Below are 16,755 nucleotides of genomic sequence, written 5' to 3'. Positions count from 1 at the left end.
ATAAGCTATCAATTTAGTAGTTATTGGCCTGCGCCCATGTGTTGACCGCCGGGGTGGATCGGGCCGCGCCCGACACTGGGTCTACAAATTGTCGACACAGTGTCGGGCGTCACTTCAAGCCTGCTTTGTGCAGCCGGTAGCTGAACTGCCGCAACGTCAGCCCCAGGCTCTGCGCCGCGCGCGACTGGTTGCCGTGGTGCTCGGCCAGTGCTGCCTGCAGCACCAACACGCTGTGCGACTGGGCGGAGGCGTAGTCGCGCACCAGCGGCGCCGTGGCGGCGGCTGGGTGCGCGGCTGCCCCGATGGCGGTTGGGGGCTGTAGTGGGTGTGGGGGCTGTGGCGGCTGTGCTGTTGGAGGCGAAGGCAAAGGAGCGGAGGCCACAGGCAGAAACCGTTGCAGCTCAGCCCGCGTTACCAGCGTGTCGTTGGCCAGCAGCACCAGGCGCTCAATCACATTGCCCAGCTCGCGGATATTGCCGGGCCAGGGGTGTTCTTCGAGCCGAGCCAGCGCATCGGGCGACAGGTTCACGTTGCGCTGGTGCGCCTGGTTGGCGCGGCTCACAAAGTGCAGCGCCAGCGGGCGGATGTCCTCGCGCCGCTCGGCCAGCGAGGGCAGGCGGATGGGGATCACGTTCAGGCGGTAGTACAGGTCTTGCCGGAAGTGGCCAAGCTCTACCTCATGCGCGAGCTCGCGGTTGGTGGCCGCTACCAGGCGCACGTTCACCTTCACCTCGCGCTGCCCTCCCAGACGCACCAGCGTGCCCTCTTGCAGCGTGCGCAGCAGCTTCGATTGCATGGCCAGCGGTAGCTCGCCAATCTCGTCAAGGAATATGGTGCCGCTGTCGGCCTGCTCAAACCAACCCGCGCGGGCCGTGCTGGCGCCCGTAAACGCCCCTTTTTCGTAGCCAAACAGTTCGGATTCAAACAGCGCATCCGGTATGGCCGAGCAGTTGACCTTGATGAAGGGCCGGTCGCGCCGCCCGCTGGCCAGGTGCACCGCGCGCGCAAACAGCTCCTTGCCCGTGCCCGACTGGCCCAGCAGCAGCACGGTGGCCTGGGTTTGCGACACGCGCTCCAGCTCGCTCAAGGCCTGCAGCAGCGGTGGCGAGCTGCCAATGAGCCCGTAGCGCGCGCTTTTGGTGTTGAGGGCGTTGGCCAGCACGGTGTTGCGCGCCTGCAGCTGGCGCGTTTGTTCGGCCACCAGGGCTTCGAGCTGCAACAGCTGGCCCACCAGCGTAGCCAGCACACGCAGCACGGCCAGGTCGTCGTTCAGATGGCGCTGGCGGCTGCGGATGCGGTGGCAGGCCAGCACGCCGATGGGCGCGTTGTTGACCTCGATGGGCAGGGCGATGAAGGCCACCGTCTCGGGCGGCAGCTGGCTGCGCTCCACCGCGCGTGCCAGAAACAGCGGTTCGGCATCAATGTCCTGCACGATGGCAGGCTGCCCCGTGGCCAGCACGCGGCCCGTGATGCCCTCGCCCCAGGCGTACTGCCCGCGCTGCACCTCGGCCTGGGTGAGGCCGTACGCATGCTGGATGGAGGCGGTGCGGGGCGCGCCGGCTGTGGAGGAGGGAGCGTCGTCCACCAGCACGATGCGCCCCCGGTTCAGGCCCAGCAGCTCGCTCATCAGGTGCAGCATCTCGCGCAGCACCAGGCCGGGCGCCAGGCTGCGGCCAATGAGGCGCATTACCTCGCGCATCAGCAGCAGCTCCTGGGCGTGCCAGTCGGTGGGGGCGCGGGCGGGGGGCGGAGGGGGCATGGCTCGTGCGTTGCAAGTTCTGCGCCCGGTTGGATTAAAGTTCACCGCAGTCCCTCTTTTAGACCTTTGCCGAAAGCACCCCCACCATGACAACCCTCGGAACCCCCCTGTCCCCCCATGCCACCAAAGTCATGCTGCTGGGCTCGGGCGAGCTGGGCAAGGAAGTGCTGATCGCGCTGCAGCGCCTGGGCGTCGAAACCATCGCTGTGGACCGCTATGAGAACGCGCCCGGCCAGCAAGTGGCCCACCACGCGCGCACCATCACCATGAGCGACCCAGTCCAGCTCAAGGCGCTGATCGAAGCCGAACGGCCCCACCTGGTGGTGCCAGAGATCGAAGCCATCGCCACCCCCATGCTCGAAGAGCTGGAAGCCGCAGGCATCGTGCGCGTGATCCCCACCGCCCGCGCCGCGCGCCTGACCATGGACCGCGAAGGCATCCGCGTGCTGGCGGCCGAAACCCTGGGTCTGCCCACCAGCCCGTACAAGTTCTGCAACTCGCTCGAAGAGTTGCAGGCCGCGATTGACGGCGAGAACGGGAAAGGGGTGGGCTACCCCTGCATCGTCAAGCCCGTGATGAGCAGCTCCGGCAAGGGCCAGAGCAAAATCGACGGCCCGGCCGACGTGCAAAAAGCCTGGGACTACGCCATGGCCGGCGGCCGCGTGAGCCACGGCCGCGTGATCGTCGAGGGCTTCATCGACTTCGAATACGAGATCACCCAGCTCACCGTGCGCTCCGTGGGCGCAGACGGCCAGATCGCCACCAGCTTCTGTGACCCCATCGGCCATGTGCAGGTGAGCGGCGACTATGTGGAAAGCTGGCAGCCCCACCCCATGCACCCCGCTGCGCTCGAAAAGTCGCGCCAGATCGCCAAGGCCGTGACCGACAACCTGGGCGGCCAGGGCCTGTTTGGCGTAGAACTGTTTGTGAAAGGCGAGAACGTCTGGTTCAGCGAAGTGAGCCCCCGCCCGCATGACACCGGCCTGGTCACGCTGTGCACCCAGCACCAGAGTGAGTTTGAATTGCACGCACGCGCCATCCTGTGCCTGCCGGTAGACACCAGCCTGCGCAACCCCGGCGCCAGCGCGGTGATTTATGGCGGTGTGGAAGCCCAGGGCATCGTGTTCGACGGCGTGGAAGAAGCCCTGCGCGTGCCTGGCACCGACCTGCGCCTGTTCGGCAAGCCCGAGAGTTTTGTAAAGCGCCGCATGGGCGTGGCGCTGGCGCGCGCCGAGAATGTAGACATGGCGCGTGCGAACGCCAAGCTGGCGGCGAGCAAGGTCAGGCCCCGCGTGGCCTGATGGCCTGTGGCCGCAGCAGCGGCGGGCCGGTGCGTCGGCGCTTCTGAAGGAGAACCCCTGTGAGCCTGAGTGCGCGGATCCTGTGGCTGGTGCTGGCAGCCTCCCTGTTGCCTGTGCCAGCCCTTGTGTGGCTGCTGCTGGAGTTCCGGTCGGCCACCACTAGCCAGGCGCGTGACCGGTTGGTGGCCCGGGCAGGCTTGATTGCGAGCGACCTGGACGACAAGATCGCTGGCACCGGGCAACTCCTGTTTGGTCTTGGGCGCGTACCCCTGCTGGCAGCGGGCGACAAGGCAGCCTGCTCTGATTTCCTCGCAGATGTCCTCAAGGAGCATCCCCAATACACCGGCATCCTCACCATTCAGCCCGATGGCTCCCTGTTCTGCGATTCGCTGCGCAGTGGCCGCACATTGGACCTTCGCGACCGCAGTTACTTTCAGCGCGCGCTGACGGCCTCCGGGCCGGTGGTGGAGGCGGCCATAGGCCGCCTGACGGGCAAGGGGGTACTGCAGGTGGCGTATCCGGTGCGCGATGGGGGCGGAGCGTTGCGCTTCATCCTGCTGGCCTCGCTCGACATGCAGGACTACGGGCAAGCCATGGTGCAGGCACAGCGCTATGAGCGCATGCACCTGCAGGTATGGAATGCCGATGGGTCGGTGGTCATGGACTTCCGCCGGCCAGAGGTAGCGTCGCTGACCCTGGGGGGCGTCGAACGCACTTTCATGCTGCAGGCGGCCGACGGGCATGTCGTGATGGAGGGGGGCGATGGCTTGCGTCGCGTCTGGGTGCGCGCCCAGTTGCCGCGCTCACAGGGCTCCGACCTGCGCCTGGCCCTGGCCGTGCCCGAGGACGACTTGCGTGGCCCGGTGGAGCGGCAGTTCCGGCGCGCGCTGCTGGGGTTGCTGGCGCTGGCGGCCATTGTGTTCGTAGCTGCTTTTCTGCTGGTGGAGTTTGCGGTGCGCCGCCATGCCGTGTGCGTCATCCGCGCCATTGGCCGCATGGATGCTGGCAACTACGCCGAACCCATTGGCGCGCCCTATCCCCCGGGAGAGCTGGGGCAGGTGGCCCAGGCACTGGACCGCATGGCGGAGTCGCTGCAGCGCCAGCAGCATTCCATCGCGCAACACACGGAGACGCTGGAGCGCCAGGCGCGGCGGGACCCCCTGACCGACCTGGCCAACCGCTACAGCCTCACGGAGCGGCTGGACGCGGCGTTGGATCGGGCGCGGGGGCAGGGCCACTGCGTGGCCGTGCTGGCCATGGACCTGGACCGGTTCAAGGGGGTGAACGACAGCCTGGGCCACGCCCGGGGCGATGCATTGCTCAAGGATGTGGCGGCCCGGTTGCAGGGCTGTGTACGCCCTGGCGATGTGGTGGCCCGGCCGGGAGGGGATGAGTTTGTGGTGGTGCTGCCCGACCTGCCGGATCCGGCCTTGGTGGAGCCCATGGCGCGGCGCATTCTGCGGGCGCTGACCCTGCCTGTGGAGACCGGCACATCCAGCTGGTTGCTGGGCACCAGCCTGGGCATTGCCATCTTCCCGCAGGATGGGGACTCCGGGGATCTCCTGCTGCGCAATGCGGATGTGGCCATGTATGACGCCAAGGACCTGGGTGGGAACCGGCTGGCTTTCTTCAGCCCGCACATGACGCATGTGTTGACGGAGCGCCTGCGGGTGGAGGCGGGCCTGCGCCATGCCATTGAGCACGACGGGCTGCGCCTGCACTATCAGCCCATCATGGATGCGCGGACGGGCCGGGTGTCTTCGGTGGAGGCGCTGGTGCGGTGGGCGGACCCGGAGCGTGGGCTGGTGTCTCCGCTGCAGTTCATCGCCATTGCGGAAGAAACGGGGCTGATCGTGTCCCTGGGCGAATGGGTGCTGAACGAGGCCTGTGCCCAGGTACGCCGGTGGCTGGATGCCGGGTGGGGGGAGATCCCGGTGGCGGTGAACCTTTCGGCCCGCCAGTTTCAGGAGCCCGAGCTGGACCAGGTGGTGGCCCGCGCCTTGCAAAGCACCGGGTGCCCGCCCCAGCTGCTGCAACTGGAGATCACTGAAAGCTCGATCATGGAGCCCGTGGAGGAGGCCCTGCAGACCATGCAGCGCCTCACCGCTCTGGGCGTTCAATTGGTCATTGACGACTTCGGCACCGGTTATTCGTCGCTGAGCCAACTCAAGCGGTTTCCGGTGCGCAAGCTCAAGATCGATCGGTCGTTCGTCAACGATCTGGGGAGCAATGACCGGGGCGAAGTGCTGGTGGACGCCATCGTGGCCCTGGCGCAAAAGTTGGGCTTGCGCACGGTGGCCGAGGGCGTAGAAACCGAGCACCAGGCCCAGTGGCTGACCCGGTTGGGGTGCGACGAACTGCAGGGCTATCTGTTCTCGGAGCCTTGTGCACCGCAAGCCCTCGAAGGCTGGTGGGCGGGGCGGCTGGCAGGCCACCCTGCGGGCCTCACTCCCGAATCTGCCGCCCCGTGAGTTTGAGGAACAAATCCTCCAGATTGGCTGGCCGGTGCAGCGTGCGCAGGTGGCCGTGTGCGGCCAGGGCCTGCAGCAGCGGCTGCGCGTTCTGCGTATAGAAAAACACGGTCTCGCCGCTGATCTCCACGCGCGCGGCCAGGGCACGCAGCGCGGCGTCTTCGGCCATTTGTACGGCCCCCACGCCGAACACCTCCACCACATCGGGCTCCAGGTGCTGGGCGATCAGTTCGCGCGGGCGTCCTTCCGCAATCTTGCGGCCGTGGTCCAGCACCAGCAGGCGCGAGCACAGGCGCTCGGCCTCGTCCATGAAGTGCGTGGTCAGCAAGATCGACTTGCCTTGCTGCAGCAGCAGTTGCAGCCGCTCCCACATCAGGTGGCGCGCCTGCGGGTCCAGGCCCGTGGTGGGCTCGTCCAGCAGCAGCAGGCGCGGGTTGTTGACCAGGGCCCGCGCCAGTGACAGGCGCCGCTTCATGCCGCCCGACAGTTCGCCCGGCTTGGCATGGGCCTTGTGGGTGAGGGCTGCAAACTCCAGCAACTGGGGTACACGCTCGTCCATGACTGGGCCCTTGAGGCCGAAGTAGCGGCCGAAAACGCGCAGGTTTTCGGCGCAGGTGAAGTCCGGGTCCAGCGTGTCGAACTGCGTGACCACACCCAGCTGCGCCTTGATGGCCAGTGCATCGCTTGGCATGTGCAGAGGGGCGGTGCTAGGCTCGGGAGTGAAAAGTACTTCCCCTCCGTCTGGCGACGCCAGGCCCAGGCACATGCGGATGGTGGTGGTCTTGCCCGCACCGTTGGGGCCAATGACGCCCAGGCATTCGCCGGGGGCAATGGCAAAGGACACATCGTCCACCACTGTGGTCTCGCCGTAGCGCTTGCGCAAGTGCAGAACTTCAAAGAGTGCAGTCATGGGGGGATTGTGTGCGACGAGAGCCTTGTAGATGTTTGTGCGGTCGTTTTTGCCAGGATCTGCCGCAGGCGCAAGTAGATATTGCACTGGCTGCTATCAAAACAGGACCCCGCAGATCACTCCTCTGCGACCAGCCGCCCACGGCCTCCCGTTTTGGCTGCATAGAGGGCGCCGTCGGCACGTGCCATCAGTTCCGCCAGACCAGCTTCGCCCGGCTGCAGGACTGCCATCCCGGCGCTGTAGTCCAGCGCAAAGCCCAGCTCTGCCACGCTGGCAGCGTGCAGGCGTTTGCGCAGCCGCCGGTCCAGTGCCAGTCCAGCGGGCGCGCTGTTGTGCAGCAGCAGTACACCAAACTCCTCACCACCCAGGCGCCCGACCAGATCGCCGCTGCGGCAGGTGTCACCCAGCAGCCGGGCAAACAGTCGCAGCGCTCGGTCCCCCGCCTCGTGGCCGTGGGTGTCGTTGATCTGCTTGAAGTGGTCCAGGTCCAGCATCAGTGCCGTCATGGGCAACTGGTGGCGTGCTGCGTGTGCCAGCAAGCTGCTGCCTTGGGTGGTGAAGCCGCGCCGGTTGAGCACACTGGTCAGGCCGTCCGTCATGGCGAGCGTGCGCAGCTTGTGCTCGGTCTCCGACCGCCAAGCCACCAGCAAGGCCACGGTGCCGAGCACCAGGCTCACGTTGGTGGCCACAGCCGCTGCCAGGTTGACAGGGTGGGGTGTGCGAAAGCTGGGGTACTGGTCGGTGAAGGCGCCGAGCATGCCCCGCGCCAGTGTGAAAGCGGCCGACGTCAGCAGGCAGCCGAGCAGCAGGCTGCGCCAGCGCAGGTTGGCCTCGACCACGGGCGCCAGGGTGGCGCGCGCAACGATGCACAGGATGGCGGCCAACAAAAAGTTGGCCCAGCCCACGCGCCAGGCGTAGTGGCCAAAGCCCAGGGTGTAGCCCAGCGGGGCGGCTATCACCAGCACCAGCAGCAGGCGGCGCAAGGGGCGGGGGCCCAGCCATTCTTCCAGCGCCCTGTACAGCATCCACTGTGCAGCCGCGTTGCAGGCAATCGACAGGGTGGAGAGGGCCTGGTCCCACAGGGTGGATGAGGTAATGATGGCCGCCCAGGCCACCGCCTGCAGCAGCATGCTGGCTTGGACGTGGCGGGCGGCGCGACTCACGTCCCGGCCCATGATCAGCGGCAGCGCAGCCGAGATCATGAACAGGTTGGCCGCCATGACCGTCATCAGCGTGAGGAAGTCCAGCGGCATGCGCAGCGGCCCCGGGCCTGTCGTTTACTGAAAAGCGACCTCGGCAAAGCTGCGCAGCTTGCGGCTGTGCAGGCGGTCCACACCACCGTTGCGCAGGATCTCGATGGCGCGCATGCCGATGCGCAGATGCTGGTCCACCCGCTCGCGGTAGAAGTGGTTGGCCATGCCGGGCAGCTTGATTTCGCCGTGCAGGGGCTTGTCGCTCACACACAGCAGGGTGCCATAGGGCACGCGAAAGCGGAAGCCGTTGGCGGCGATGGTGGCGCTTTCCATGTCCAGCGCCACGGCGCGGCTCTGGCTGAAGCGGCGCTGTGGCGTGTTGTCGGGCAGCAGCTCCCAGTTGCGGTTGTCGGTGCTGGCCACGGTGCCGGTGCGCATGATGCGCTTGAGTTCGTCACGGCCCATCTGCGTGACATCGGCCACGGCCTGCTCCAGCGCGACCTGAATTTCTGACAGCGCGGGAATCGGCACCCACAGCGGCAGGTCTTCGTCCAGCACATGGTCTTCGCGCACATAGGCATGGGCCAGCACGTAGTCGCCCAGCTGCTGGCTGTTGCGCAGGCCGGCGCAGTGGCCCAGCATCATCCAGGCGTGCGGGCGCAGCACGGCGATGTGGTCGGTGATGGTCTTGGCGTTGGCCGGGCCCACGCCGATGTTGACCATGGTGATGCCGCTCGCGTCCTTGCGCACCAGGTGGTAGGCGGGCATCTGCGGCAGGCGGGGTGGAGCGGCGCCCAGGTCGTCGCCTGCCTCGGCGCTCAGGCCCGCTCGGCGTGTGACCACGTTGCCGGGTTCGATGAAGGCGATGTATTCGCTGTCGGGCTTGGCCATCTCGGCATGGCCCAGGCGCACGAACTCGTCGATGTAGAACTGGTAATTGGTGAACAGCACAAAGTTCTGGAACCATTCGGGCGCTGTGCCCGTGTAGTGGCGCAGGCGGTGCAGCGAATAGTCCACGCGCGGCGCGGTGAACAGCGACAGCGGCTGGGCCTCGCCCGGTGCTGCCTGCCAGGTGCCGTTGGCAATACCGTCGTCCATGGCGGCCAGGTCGGGCAGGTCGAACACGTCGCGCATCAGCATGCGCCGGTCCTGGGTCAAAGTGCCTTCAATGTGGTCGTGCTCTGCAAACGAGAAATGGATGGGAATCGGGTGGGTGCTGGTGCCCACTTCCAGCTCCACGTTGTGGCTGGCGCGCAGCAGGCGGAACTGCTCGGCGTAGTAGTTGGCAAACAGGTCGGGCCGCGTCAGCGTGGTCTCATAGCGCCCGGGGCCTTCCACAAACCCATAGGCCAGCTTGGTGTCGGCCCGCGCCACGGTGGTGGTGTGCACCCGCACAAACGGGTAGAAAGCGCGCACCGGGCCCTCTGGCGTCTCACCCGCCACAAAACGCTGCATGGCGTCGCGCAGGTGTCCGATTTGTTGCTGATAGATGCGCTGCACCTGTGCCAGTGCATCGGCGGGGTCGGTGTGGCGGGTGGGGGCGATGAAGTCGGGGATAAGGGGCATGCCCCTATTGTCCACAAGCCGGAGTGGTTGGCATGACAACATGCCGCTGCCACTGCGGCGCGAGATGCTCCGCACGAACCGAGCGGACCAAGTGTGCACCGCAGACCGCCCGAGTCCGCTGGTGTACACGGAGCGGTGATGTGTGCAGAGGTTCCCTAGCGTTGCAGCCAGTTGCCGGTGGCCTGGGCATCCATGGGTACCGACACCACAAACCCCTGGATCACATCGCACCCCAGCTCCTTGAGCAATGCGATCTGCCCCTGCGTTTCCACTCCCTCTGCCACGGTCTTGAGCTGCAGGCTGCGGGCCATCTGGATGATGGCGGTGACGATGGCGACGTCATCGGCGTTGCCGGGGGTGTCGGTGACAAATGACCGGTCGATCTTGAGCTTGTCGATGGGGTAGCGCTTCAGATAGGCCAGGGACGAGTACCCGGTGCCAAAGTCATCGATGGAGATGCCGACGCCCAAGGCCTTGACGGCGTGCAGGGTGTTCAAGGTCTGGCCGGTCTGGTGCATGAGCACGGACTCGGTCAGTTCGATCTCCAGATATTGCGGTGCCAGCCCTGTTTCCTGGAGGACGGCAGAAATGTCGGCGGCCACGTCGCGCTGGCGGAATTCAAGGGCCGAGAGGTTGACCGCCACGGGCACCCTGGCCAGGCCCTGGTCCTGCCAGGCCTTGAGTTGTCGGCAAGCCTCGTGCATTACCCAGCGGCCAATGGGGGTGATGAGACCGCGTGACTCCGCAAACGTGATGAACTCATCAGGCCCCACCAGCCCACGCTCGGGGTGGCGCCAGCGCACCAGCGCTTCCAGGCCCTGCAGCGTGCCGTCGGCCAGGCAAATTTGCGGCTGGAAATGCAGCACAAAGTGGTTGCGGGCGATGGCGTCGCGCAGCAGGCGCTCCTGGTGCAGCACATCAAGGGCGCTGGCCTCCATGCTGGTGGCGTAGAACTGGCGGTTGCCGCGCCCGCTGTCCTTGGCGTGCTGCATGGCCGCGTCGGCGCAGCGCAGCAGCATGTCGGCGCTGCCGCCGTGGTCCGGGTACAGGCTGATGCCGATGGACGGGGAGATGGTGAGCGGCAGTTGATCGACCGTGAACACGCCGTGCATGGAGTCCAGCAGCTTGTCGGCCACCATGGCCGCGTCATCGGGCGTCTGCACGTCGGTCAGCACCACCACAAACTCATCACCGCCGATGCGCGCGACCACGTCGGCATCGCGCACGCCCTGGCGCAGTCGCTCGGCGACGTTGCACAGCAGCTGGTCGCCCGCATGGTGGCCGAGCGAGTCGTTCACGGTCTTGAAATGGTCCAGGTTCATGAACAGCACCGCCACACGGCCATGCCGCCTGCGCGCCAGCGACAGCACCTGCGACAGCTGCTCCATCAGGAAGTGCCGGTTGGGCAATTGCGTGAGGGGGTCGTGCAGTGCAATGAAGGCCTCGCGCTCCTGGGCCTGCTTGCGGGCGGTGATGTCGCGCACCACCACGATGCGGTAGTCCGCGTGGTGCAGGGGCATGGTCTTGCCGACGACCTCGACGGGGATGGCATGGCCGTCCTTGTGGCGGATCGTCACCTCGTAGGGGTCCTCACGCCCGCTGCGGGTGTATTCGAGCGCGGTGGCGCGCCATTCAGGGCTGATGAAGTTGAAGATCGACAGGCCCAGCACCTCGTGCAGCGCAAATCCCGTCAGGCGGTACAGCGCCTCATTGCCGTCGGTGATGATGCCATCGCGGTGGAAAACGATGGCCTCGTCCGTGGCCTCGGTGAACTTGCGCATGCGCTCTTCACTTTGGCGTACCGTGCGTTCGGCGCGCCAGCGTTCGGTGATGTCTGTGATCAGGACAAAGGAGCCCATTTGCCGTTGATCGCCGCCAAAGTGCGGGATCAAATTGACTTCGATCATGCGCGCCTCGCCATTGGGCAAAGTCTGCTCGCGTGTGTACTTCACATGTTCGCCGAGCAGAGACTGCTGCACGTGGGGTTCGATGGCCTGCCATGCCTTGTCGCCAATGGCTTGCTGGACCGTCAGGCCCAGGATGGATTCGGTGGTGTGGCCGTTGTAGGCCGCGTAGCCCTGGTTGGCAAACCGGCAACGCAGATCAGGGACGTCGTAGTAGGCCATCAAGGCCGGTACCGAGTCGGCGATCAGGCGCAGCAAGGCGTCGCTGGAGCCGCTGGGGCCAGGGGCGGGGGCTGCGTTGTGGGGGTCTTGCATGGGCAGGCGCGGATGGGGTTCGTTATAGCCGATCCACCGAGCGCCATGGCTTGGGGCAACTCCGCATGTCCGCTATGCAGAAGCGGTACGGGGCCAGTCTTTCTGTCACCATGGAGCGTTGCCAGGAGAGCCATCCACAGGAAAGGTGCGAGAGTTTCATGCACGAGTTCGGAAGTTTTTTCACCGCGCTGGCCGTGCTGGCGAGCGCGGCGGGGTGCGGTTTGCTGATGGGCATCGAGCGCGAGCGCCGCAAGGGTGAAGGGCCTGACCGGGCGCTGGCCGGGGTGCGGTCGTTCGCCCTGGCCTCGTTGGGGGGGGCTGCGGCAGCGCTGACGGGCCTGTCCGCCCTGGTGGCGGTGGGGGCTGCCCTGGTGGCGGCGCTGACTGTGGTGGCTTATGCACGTGACCGATCCGGCGACCCCGGCGTGACCACCGAGATCGCGCTGTTGCTGGCCTATGTGATCGGAGTGACCTGCGCACGCGACCAGTTGCTGGCTGCCGCCCTGGCAGTGGTGGTGACGGGATTGCTGGCGATGCGGGGCGCGCTGCACCAGTTCTCCAACCAGTGGCTACAGCCCGGCGAGGTGCGCAGCGGGCTCATTCTGGCCGCGCTGGCCTTGCTGGTGTACCCACTCGTCCCCAACACCCCCCTGTGGCAGGGGGTGCTGAACCCGCAGGTGGTGGTGCGTCTGGTCATCGTGCTGCTGGTGATCCAGTCGCTGGCGCATCTGGCCAAACGGCTGATGCAGGCGCGCCATGCGGTGGCGCTGTCGGCGCTGGCCTCGGGCTTTGTGTCGAGCACCGCCACCATTGGCAGCTTGGGCATGGAGGTGCGTGCGGGCCGGGCCACGGCGCGCACGAACGCAGGCGCTGCGGTGCTTTCGTGTGTGGCCACCATGGCGCAGATTGTGGTGGTGGCCGTCACGGTGCAGCCACAGTGGCTTGCGCGTTTGTGGCTGCCCGCACTGGCGGGCGGGTGCGTGGCGGTTGCCTTGGGGTGGTGGTGCGGTCGGGGTGCGGCGCGCTACCTTGCAACGGCTGCATCGCCTACGAATGCCGAAGCGCAGGGGGCTGCTGTCATCCCTCCCGACACCCCCATGTTCAAGTTGCGCGATGCCCTCTTGATTGCCGCCCTGCTCACCGGCATACAGGCCAGTGTGCAGGGGCTGACAGCGTGGCAGGGCGACGCGGGCATGCTCGCAGGCGCGCTGCTGGCGGCCCTGGCAGACGTGCACGCCGCCACAGCGGCAGTGCTGGTACGCGGCGGGCCAGACAGTGCGGCTGCACCCGCCATTGCGCAGGCCCTGATGGCCGCTCTGCTGGTGCATGCGGGTAGCAAATGTGTGGTGGCCCTGGCCAGTGGGGGCTGGCGCTACGCCCTGGCCGTGGCGCCGGGCGTGCTGGCACACACCCTGGCCTTTGTGGGGGTGTTGGCCCTGCAGGCGTAGCGTTCTGTAGGGGGTGGGCGGGATAATCGCCCCATGACCTCCAAAGAAAACCTAGCCCGCACTGATTTCAGCGCGCTGGCCCTGAGCCCCGCCACGCTGGCCAACCTGCAGCAGTTGGGCTACACCACCATGACCCCCATTCAGGCGGCCAGCTTGCCGCCCGCCTTGCTGGGCAAGGACCTGATCGCCCAAGCCAGCACCGGCAGCGGCAAAACCGCCGCGTTTGCGCTGGCGCTACTGGCCAACCTCAACCCCCGCCGTTTTGCGGTCCAGGCCCTGGTCCTGTGTCCCACGCGCGAGCTGGCCGACCAGGTGACCACCGAGATCCGCCGCCTGGCTCGCGCCGAAGAGAACATCAAGGTCGTGACCCTGTGCGGCGGCGTGCCACTGCGCGGCCAGATGCTGAGCCTGGAGCACGGCGCCCACATCGTGGTGGGCACGCCCGGCCGCGTGATGGACCACCTGGAGCGCCAGCACCTCACGCTGGAGGCGCTGAACACCCTGGTGCTCGACGAGGCCGACCGCATGCTCGACATGGGCTTCTTCGACGACATCGTGGTGGTGGCCAAGCAGTGCCCCAAGGAGCGCCAGACCCTGCTGTTCTCGGCCACTTACCCCGAGGGCATTGCCAAGCTCAGCGCACAGTTCATGAAGTCGCCCGAGCAGATCACCGTGCAGGCGCAGCATGCCGAAGGCAAGATCGAGCAGCGCTGGTACGAGGTGAAAAACAGCGAGCGCCTGCACACGGTGTCTCAGCTGCTCAACCACTTCCGGCCGGAGTCGTCCATCGCGTTCTGCAACACCAAGCTGCAGTGCCGCGACCTGGTGGGTGTGCTGCAGGCGCAGGGCTTTAGCGCGCTGGCGCTGTTTGGCGAGCTGGAACAGCGCGAGCGTGACCAGGTGCTGGTGCAGTTTGCCAACCGCAGTTGCTCGGTGCTGGTGGCCACCGACGTGGCCGCGCGCGGGCTGGACATTGCCAACCTGGCCGCCGTGATCAACGTGGATGTGACGCCCGACCCCGAGGTGCACATCCACCGCATCGGCCGCACGGGCCGGGGCGATGCCGAAGGGCTGGCGCTCAACCTGGCCAGCATGGACGAGATGGGCAGCGTGGGCAAGATCGAGCAGCTGCAGGGCCGCGAGTCACGCTGGTTCCCGGTGGCCGACCTCACGCCCACCGGCAGCGGCCCACTGGTGCCGCCCATGGTCACCATCCAGATCATCGGCGGCCGCAAGGAGAAGATCCGTGCGGGCGACGTGCTGGGCGCGCTGACCGGCGAGATGGGCTACACCCGTGAGCAGATCGGCAAGATCAACGTGAACGACTTCTCCACCTATGTGGCGGTGGACCGCACCATCGGCGCCCAAGCTGCCCAGCGCCTGAACCAGGGGCGTGTGAAGGGCAAGACCGTGAAGGCCCGCTTGGTGACCGGAACCCAGGACTTTGAATAAAAAGCGCCGGATGCGCTAGTGAATCATGCACTGATGGCTATCAATTTGATAGTAAGTGCATGCCCTGCACCCGGCTGCGTCAGCGCCGGGCTGCGGCGGTCTCCAGCATCCGCACCATCTCGCCGAAGCCCCGCTGGCGCGCCAGCTGCAAGGGCGTGTTGCCCTGCCGGTCGGTCAGTGCCTGGCTGGCCCCCGCCTGTAGCAAGGCCTGTAGCGTGGCCTGGTGGCGCGGGCCGCCGTTGCCCAGCACGATGGACTCGATGAGCGCCGTCCAGTGCAGGTTGTTCACGTGGTCCAGCGGCGCCCCGGCGGCGATCAGCTGGCGCACCACACCGTCGTGCCCCAGGTGGGCAGCGGCAATGAGGGCCGTGCCGTCGTAACGGCTGGTCACCTGCCTGGCGCTGGCGCCCAGCTGCAGCAGCAGGCGCAGCGTGGCTTCGTCGTCGGCCACGGCGGCGATGGTCACGGCGTCGTAGCGGTCGTTTTCCAGCGCGTTCAGATCGGCACCGACTTTGGCGAGGGTGCGGATGGCATCGGCCTGACGGGCGTAGGTAGCCACATGCAGTGGCGTGCGGCCATACGCGTCGCGGGCGTTTGCATCGGCGCGTGCGGCGATCAGCTTGGACAGGGCGGGCACATCACCCCGTGCTGCGGCGGCGTGCAGGCCCTGGTAAGCAGCCGTTTCGGCGGCAGTGGGAGGCACCTGGGCCTGGGCCGTGGTGGCGCAGGCCAGTGCTGCGGCCAGTGCGAAAACAAGGTTCCAGTGCTTCAAGGGTGCCTCCGATGGCGTGCGTTGCGGGTGAGGGCGGGTGATTACTTCAGCAGGTCCTGCACTTTGGCGATGCCCGCCAAGGCACATTGCTCGTCCAGGTGGCCGCCGGGTGCGCCGCCCACGCCCACAGCGCCGATCACTTCGTTGCCCACCTTCACGGGCACGCCACCACCCAGCAGCAGGTAGCCGGGAATGTTCACGAGGTTGGCTGCAGCGGGGTTCTTCTGCGCGCCTTCCATCATGGCCAGTGTGGTGTTCTTGGCCGATGCCGAGGTGTAGGCCTTCAGGCGGCTGGCTTCCAGCGTGTGGGGGCCTGCGTTGTCGGCGCGGTGCACGGCGCGCACAGTGCCTGCGCGGTCCACCACGGTGGCGGTCACGGCGTAGCCGTTGGTGGTGCAGGTGGCCACAGTCTGTGCGGCAATCTGCGTGGCCAGGTCCAGCGACATGTTCTTTTCGGTGCGCACGCCTTCGGCGCTGGCGGCCGTGGCGATCAGGGACAGGGTGAGGGCGGCGACGGTGGCGAGGCGGTTTTGCATGGTGTTCTCCGGTGTTTCTGGATCGGTGCCACCCTTTGTGGCGCCGTGGGAGAACTGTAGAAATTGCCGCCGTTTTCAGCCATTCGGGCGGCTACGCGCGGCCCTCCGTAGAACTACGGAAAGACCACAGAGGGCAGGCCAGTTCACTCGGCTGCATCCACCAGCGCCGCATAGCGCCGGATCAGCTGCGCCAGTGATTCGGCTCCCAGCTTGGCAAACAGGTTGGCGCGGTGCGTCTCCACCGTGCGGGGGGAGAGTTCGAGCGCCCTGCCGATTTCCTTGTTGGTCAGGCCTTCGACGATCAGTCCCAGCACCTCGCGTTCCCGGGCGGACAGCTGCACAAAACGCTCGCGCGCCTGCTGGTCGGCCTGGTGGCGTTCGCGCGAACGCACATGCTGGCGCACGGCGTTCTGCAGCGCCTCGATCAGCACTTCGTCATCCACGGGCTTTTCGAGAAACTCTGCGGCCCCTGCCTTGAAGGCGCGGCGGCACATCTCCACCGTGCCGTGCCCGGTGAGCAGGATCATGGGCTGGTCCACGCCCTGCGCCAGCAGCTGCTCCAGCACCGTGAGGCCGCTGATGCCGGGCATGCGCACGTCGAGCACGATGGCGCCAATGCTGGCGCGGTCGAACCCCGCCATGAAGGACTGTGGGTCGGCCCAGGTCTGCACGCGCAGGCCCACGGTGCTGATGAGCAGGGACAGGCTGTCGCGCACGGCGGCGTCGTCGTCCACCAGGTGGATCAGGGGCGAGAGGGATGGGGCGCTATCGGTCATGGGCGGTTGGGGCGGCGCACAGGGTCAGCACAAACTCGGCACCCCGGTGGGCGGCAGGCGGGGATGTGGCTTCGGGCGCCAGGGTCAGCTGCGCACCCATGGCCTGCGCCAGGCTCTCGCAAAGCGTGAGGCCCAGGCCCAGCCCACCGGTGCGGGTGGTGTAGAAGGGCTCGAACAGGTGCTGGCGTGCCTCGGGCGGTATGCCCGGACCGTGGTCGCGTACCGACAGGGCCACGTGTCCGGCACCGGCGCGCGCCATCGTAAGGTACAGCTGGCGTTCAGGGGGGGGCACTTGCTCCAGTGCCTGCAGGGCGTTCATCAGCAGGTTGTGGATGATCTGCTGCAGGGCCAC

Annotated in this window: 13 protein-coding genes; 4 read left to right on the top strand and 9 right to left on the bottom strand. The window is 66.9% G+C overall.

Features of this window, described 5'->3' with window-relative positions; genetic code table 11:
• Positions 1-109 precede the first annotated feature (109 nt).
• A complete protein-coding gene (locus ISS20_RS17610) occupies positions 110-1,759 on the bottom strand; it encodes a sigma 54-interacting transcriptional regulator (protein ID WP_291438237.1) in 1,650 nt (549 codons plus the stop codon).
• A gap of 86 nt (positions 1,760-1,845) precedes the next feature.
• Between ISS20_RS17610 and purT the strand changes: the two genes are divergently transcribed.
• Both purT and ISS20_RS17600 read left to right on the top strand, forming a co-directional pair.
• Positions 1,846-3,060 carry a formate-dependent phosphoribosylglycinamide formyltransferase gene (gene purT / locus ISS20_RS17605; protein WP_291438236.1) on the top strand — a complete coding sequence of 405 codons (1,215 nt, stop codon included), beginning with the start codon at positions 1,846-1,848 and terminating at the stop codon, positions 3,058-3,060.
• Between the two features lie 59 nt (positions 3,061-3,119).
• The gene (locus ISS20_RS17600) at positions 3,120-5,531 is read left to right on the top strand and encodes an EAL domain-containing protein (RefSeq protein WP_291438235.1); all 2,412 of its coding nucleotides are present in this window, start codon (positions 3,120-3,122) and stop codon (positions 5,529-5,531) included.
• On the opposite strand, the gene ISS20_RS17595 is transcribed toward ISS20_RS17600, so the two are convergent.
• From ISS20_RS17595 to ISS20_RS17580, 4 genes are all read right to left on the bottom strand, one after another.
• Positions 5,506-6,441: an ATP-binding cassette domain-containing protein gene (locus ISS20_RS17595; RefSeq protein WP_291438234.1), complete on the bottom strand. Its 936-nt coding sequence runs from the start codon at positions 6,439-6,441 to the stop codon at positions 5,506-5,508. The genes ISS20_RS17600 and ISS20_RS17595 overlap by 26 nt on opposite strands.
• A gap of 116 nt (positions 6,442-6,557) precedes the next feature.
• Complete coding sequence (locus ISS20_RS17590) at positions 6,558-7,694, bottom strand: GGDEF domain-containing protein (RefSeq protein ID WP_291438233.1); 1,137 nt, start codon at positions 7,692-7,694, stop codon at positions 6,558-6,560.
• 24 nt (positions 7,695-7,718) lie between these two features.
• Complete coding sequence (locus ISS20_RS17585) at positions 7,719-9,200, bottom strand: AMP nucleosidase (RefSeq protein WP_291438232.1); 1,482 nt, start codon at positions 9,198-9,200, stop codon at positions 7,719-7,721.
• A gap of 155 nt (positions 9,201-9,355) precedes the next feature.
• The gene (locus tag ISS20_RS17580) at positions 9,356-11,419 is read right to left on the bottom strand and encodes a bifunctional diguanylate cyclase/phosphodiesterase (protein ID WP_291438231.1); all 2,064 of its coding nucleotides are present in this window, start codon (positions 11,417-11,419) and stop codon (positions 9,356-9,358) included.
• A 158-nt stretch (positions 11,420-11,577) separates the two neighbouring features.
• On the opposite strand from ISS20_RS17580, the gene ISS20_RS17575 reads away from it, so the two are divergent.
• Positions 11,578-12,867, top strand: a complete 1,290-nt coding sequence (locus tag ISS20_RS17575) for a DUF4010 domain-containing protein (protein ID WP_291438230.1) — start codon at positions 11,578-11,580, stop codon at positions 12,865-12,867.
• Positions 12,868-12,900: 33 nt separating this feature from the next.
• On the top strand, positions 12,901-14,319 hold the full coding sequence (dbpA, locus tag ISS20_RS17570; protein WP_291438229.1) for an ATP-dependent RNA helicase DbpA: 1,419 nt from the start codon (positions 12,901-12,903) through the stop codon (positions 14,317-14,319).
• 79 nt (positions 14,320-14,398) lie between these two features.
• Here the strand turns inward: dbpA and ISS20_RS17565 are convergent, their stop codons facing one another.
• The 4 genes from ISS20_RS17565 to ISS20_RS17550 form a co-directional block, all read right to left on the bottom strand.
• Positions 14,399-15,091 carry an ankyrin repeat domain-containing protein gene (locus tag ISS20_RS17565; protein ID WP_291438228.1) on the bottom strand — a complete coding sequence of 231 codons (693 nt, stop codon included), beginning with the start codon at positions 15,089-15,091 and terminating at the stop codon, positions 14,399-14,401.
• A gap of 41 nt (positions 15,092-15,132) precedes the next feature.
• Positions 15,133-15,627 (bottom strand): heme-binding protein, encoded by a 495-nt coding sequence (locus tag ISS20_RS17560; protein WP_291438227.1) that lies wholly within the window; start codon positions 15,625-15,627, stop codon positions 15,133-15,135.
• 143 nt (positions 15,628-15,770) lie between these two features.
• Positions 15,771-16,403 (bottom strand): response regulator, encoded by a 633-nt coding sequence (locus ISS20_RS17555; RefSeq protein ID WP_291438226.1) that lies wholly within the window; start codon positions 16,401-16,403, stop codon positions 15,771-15,773.
• Positions 16,393-16,755: ATP-binding protein (locus ISS20_RS17550; RefSeq protein ID WP_291438225.1), on the bottom strand; the 363-nt coding region annotated here is incomplete at its 5' end. The genes ISS20_RS17555 and ISS20_RS17550, both read right to left, overlap by 11 nt.

This window comes from Acidovorax sp., assembly GCF_016783915.1.
GTDB lineage: Bacteria > Pseudomonadota > Gammaproteobacteria > Burkholderiales > Burkholderiaceae_C > Acidovorax.
Note: the sequence above shows the minus strand (reverse complement) of the source record. Positions and strands in the feature narration are given on the sequence as shown.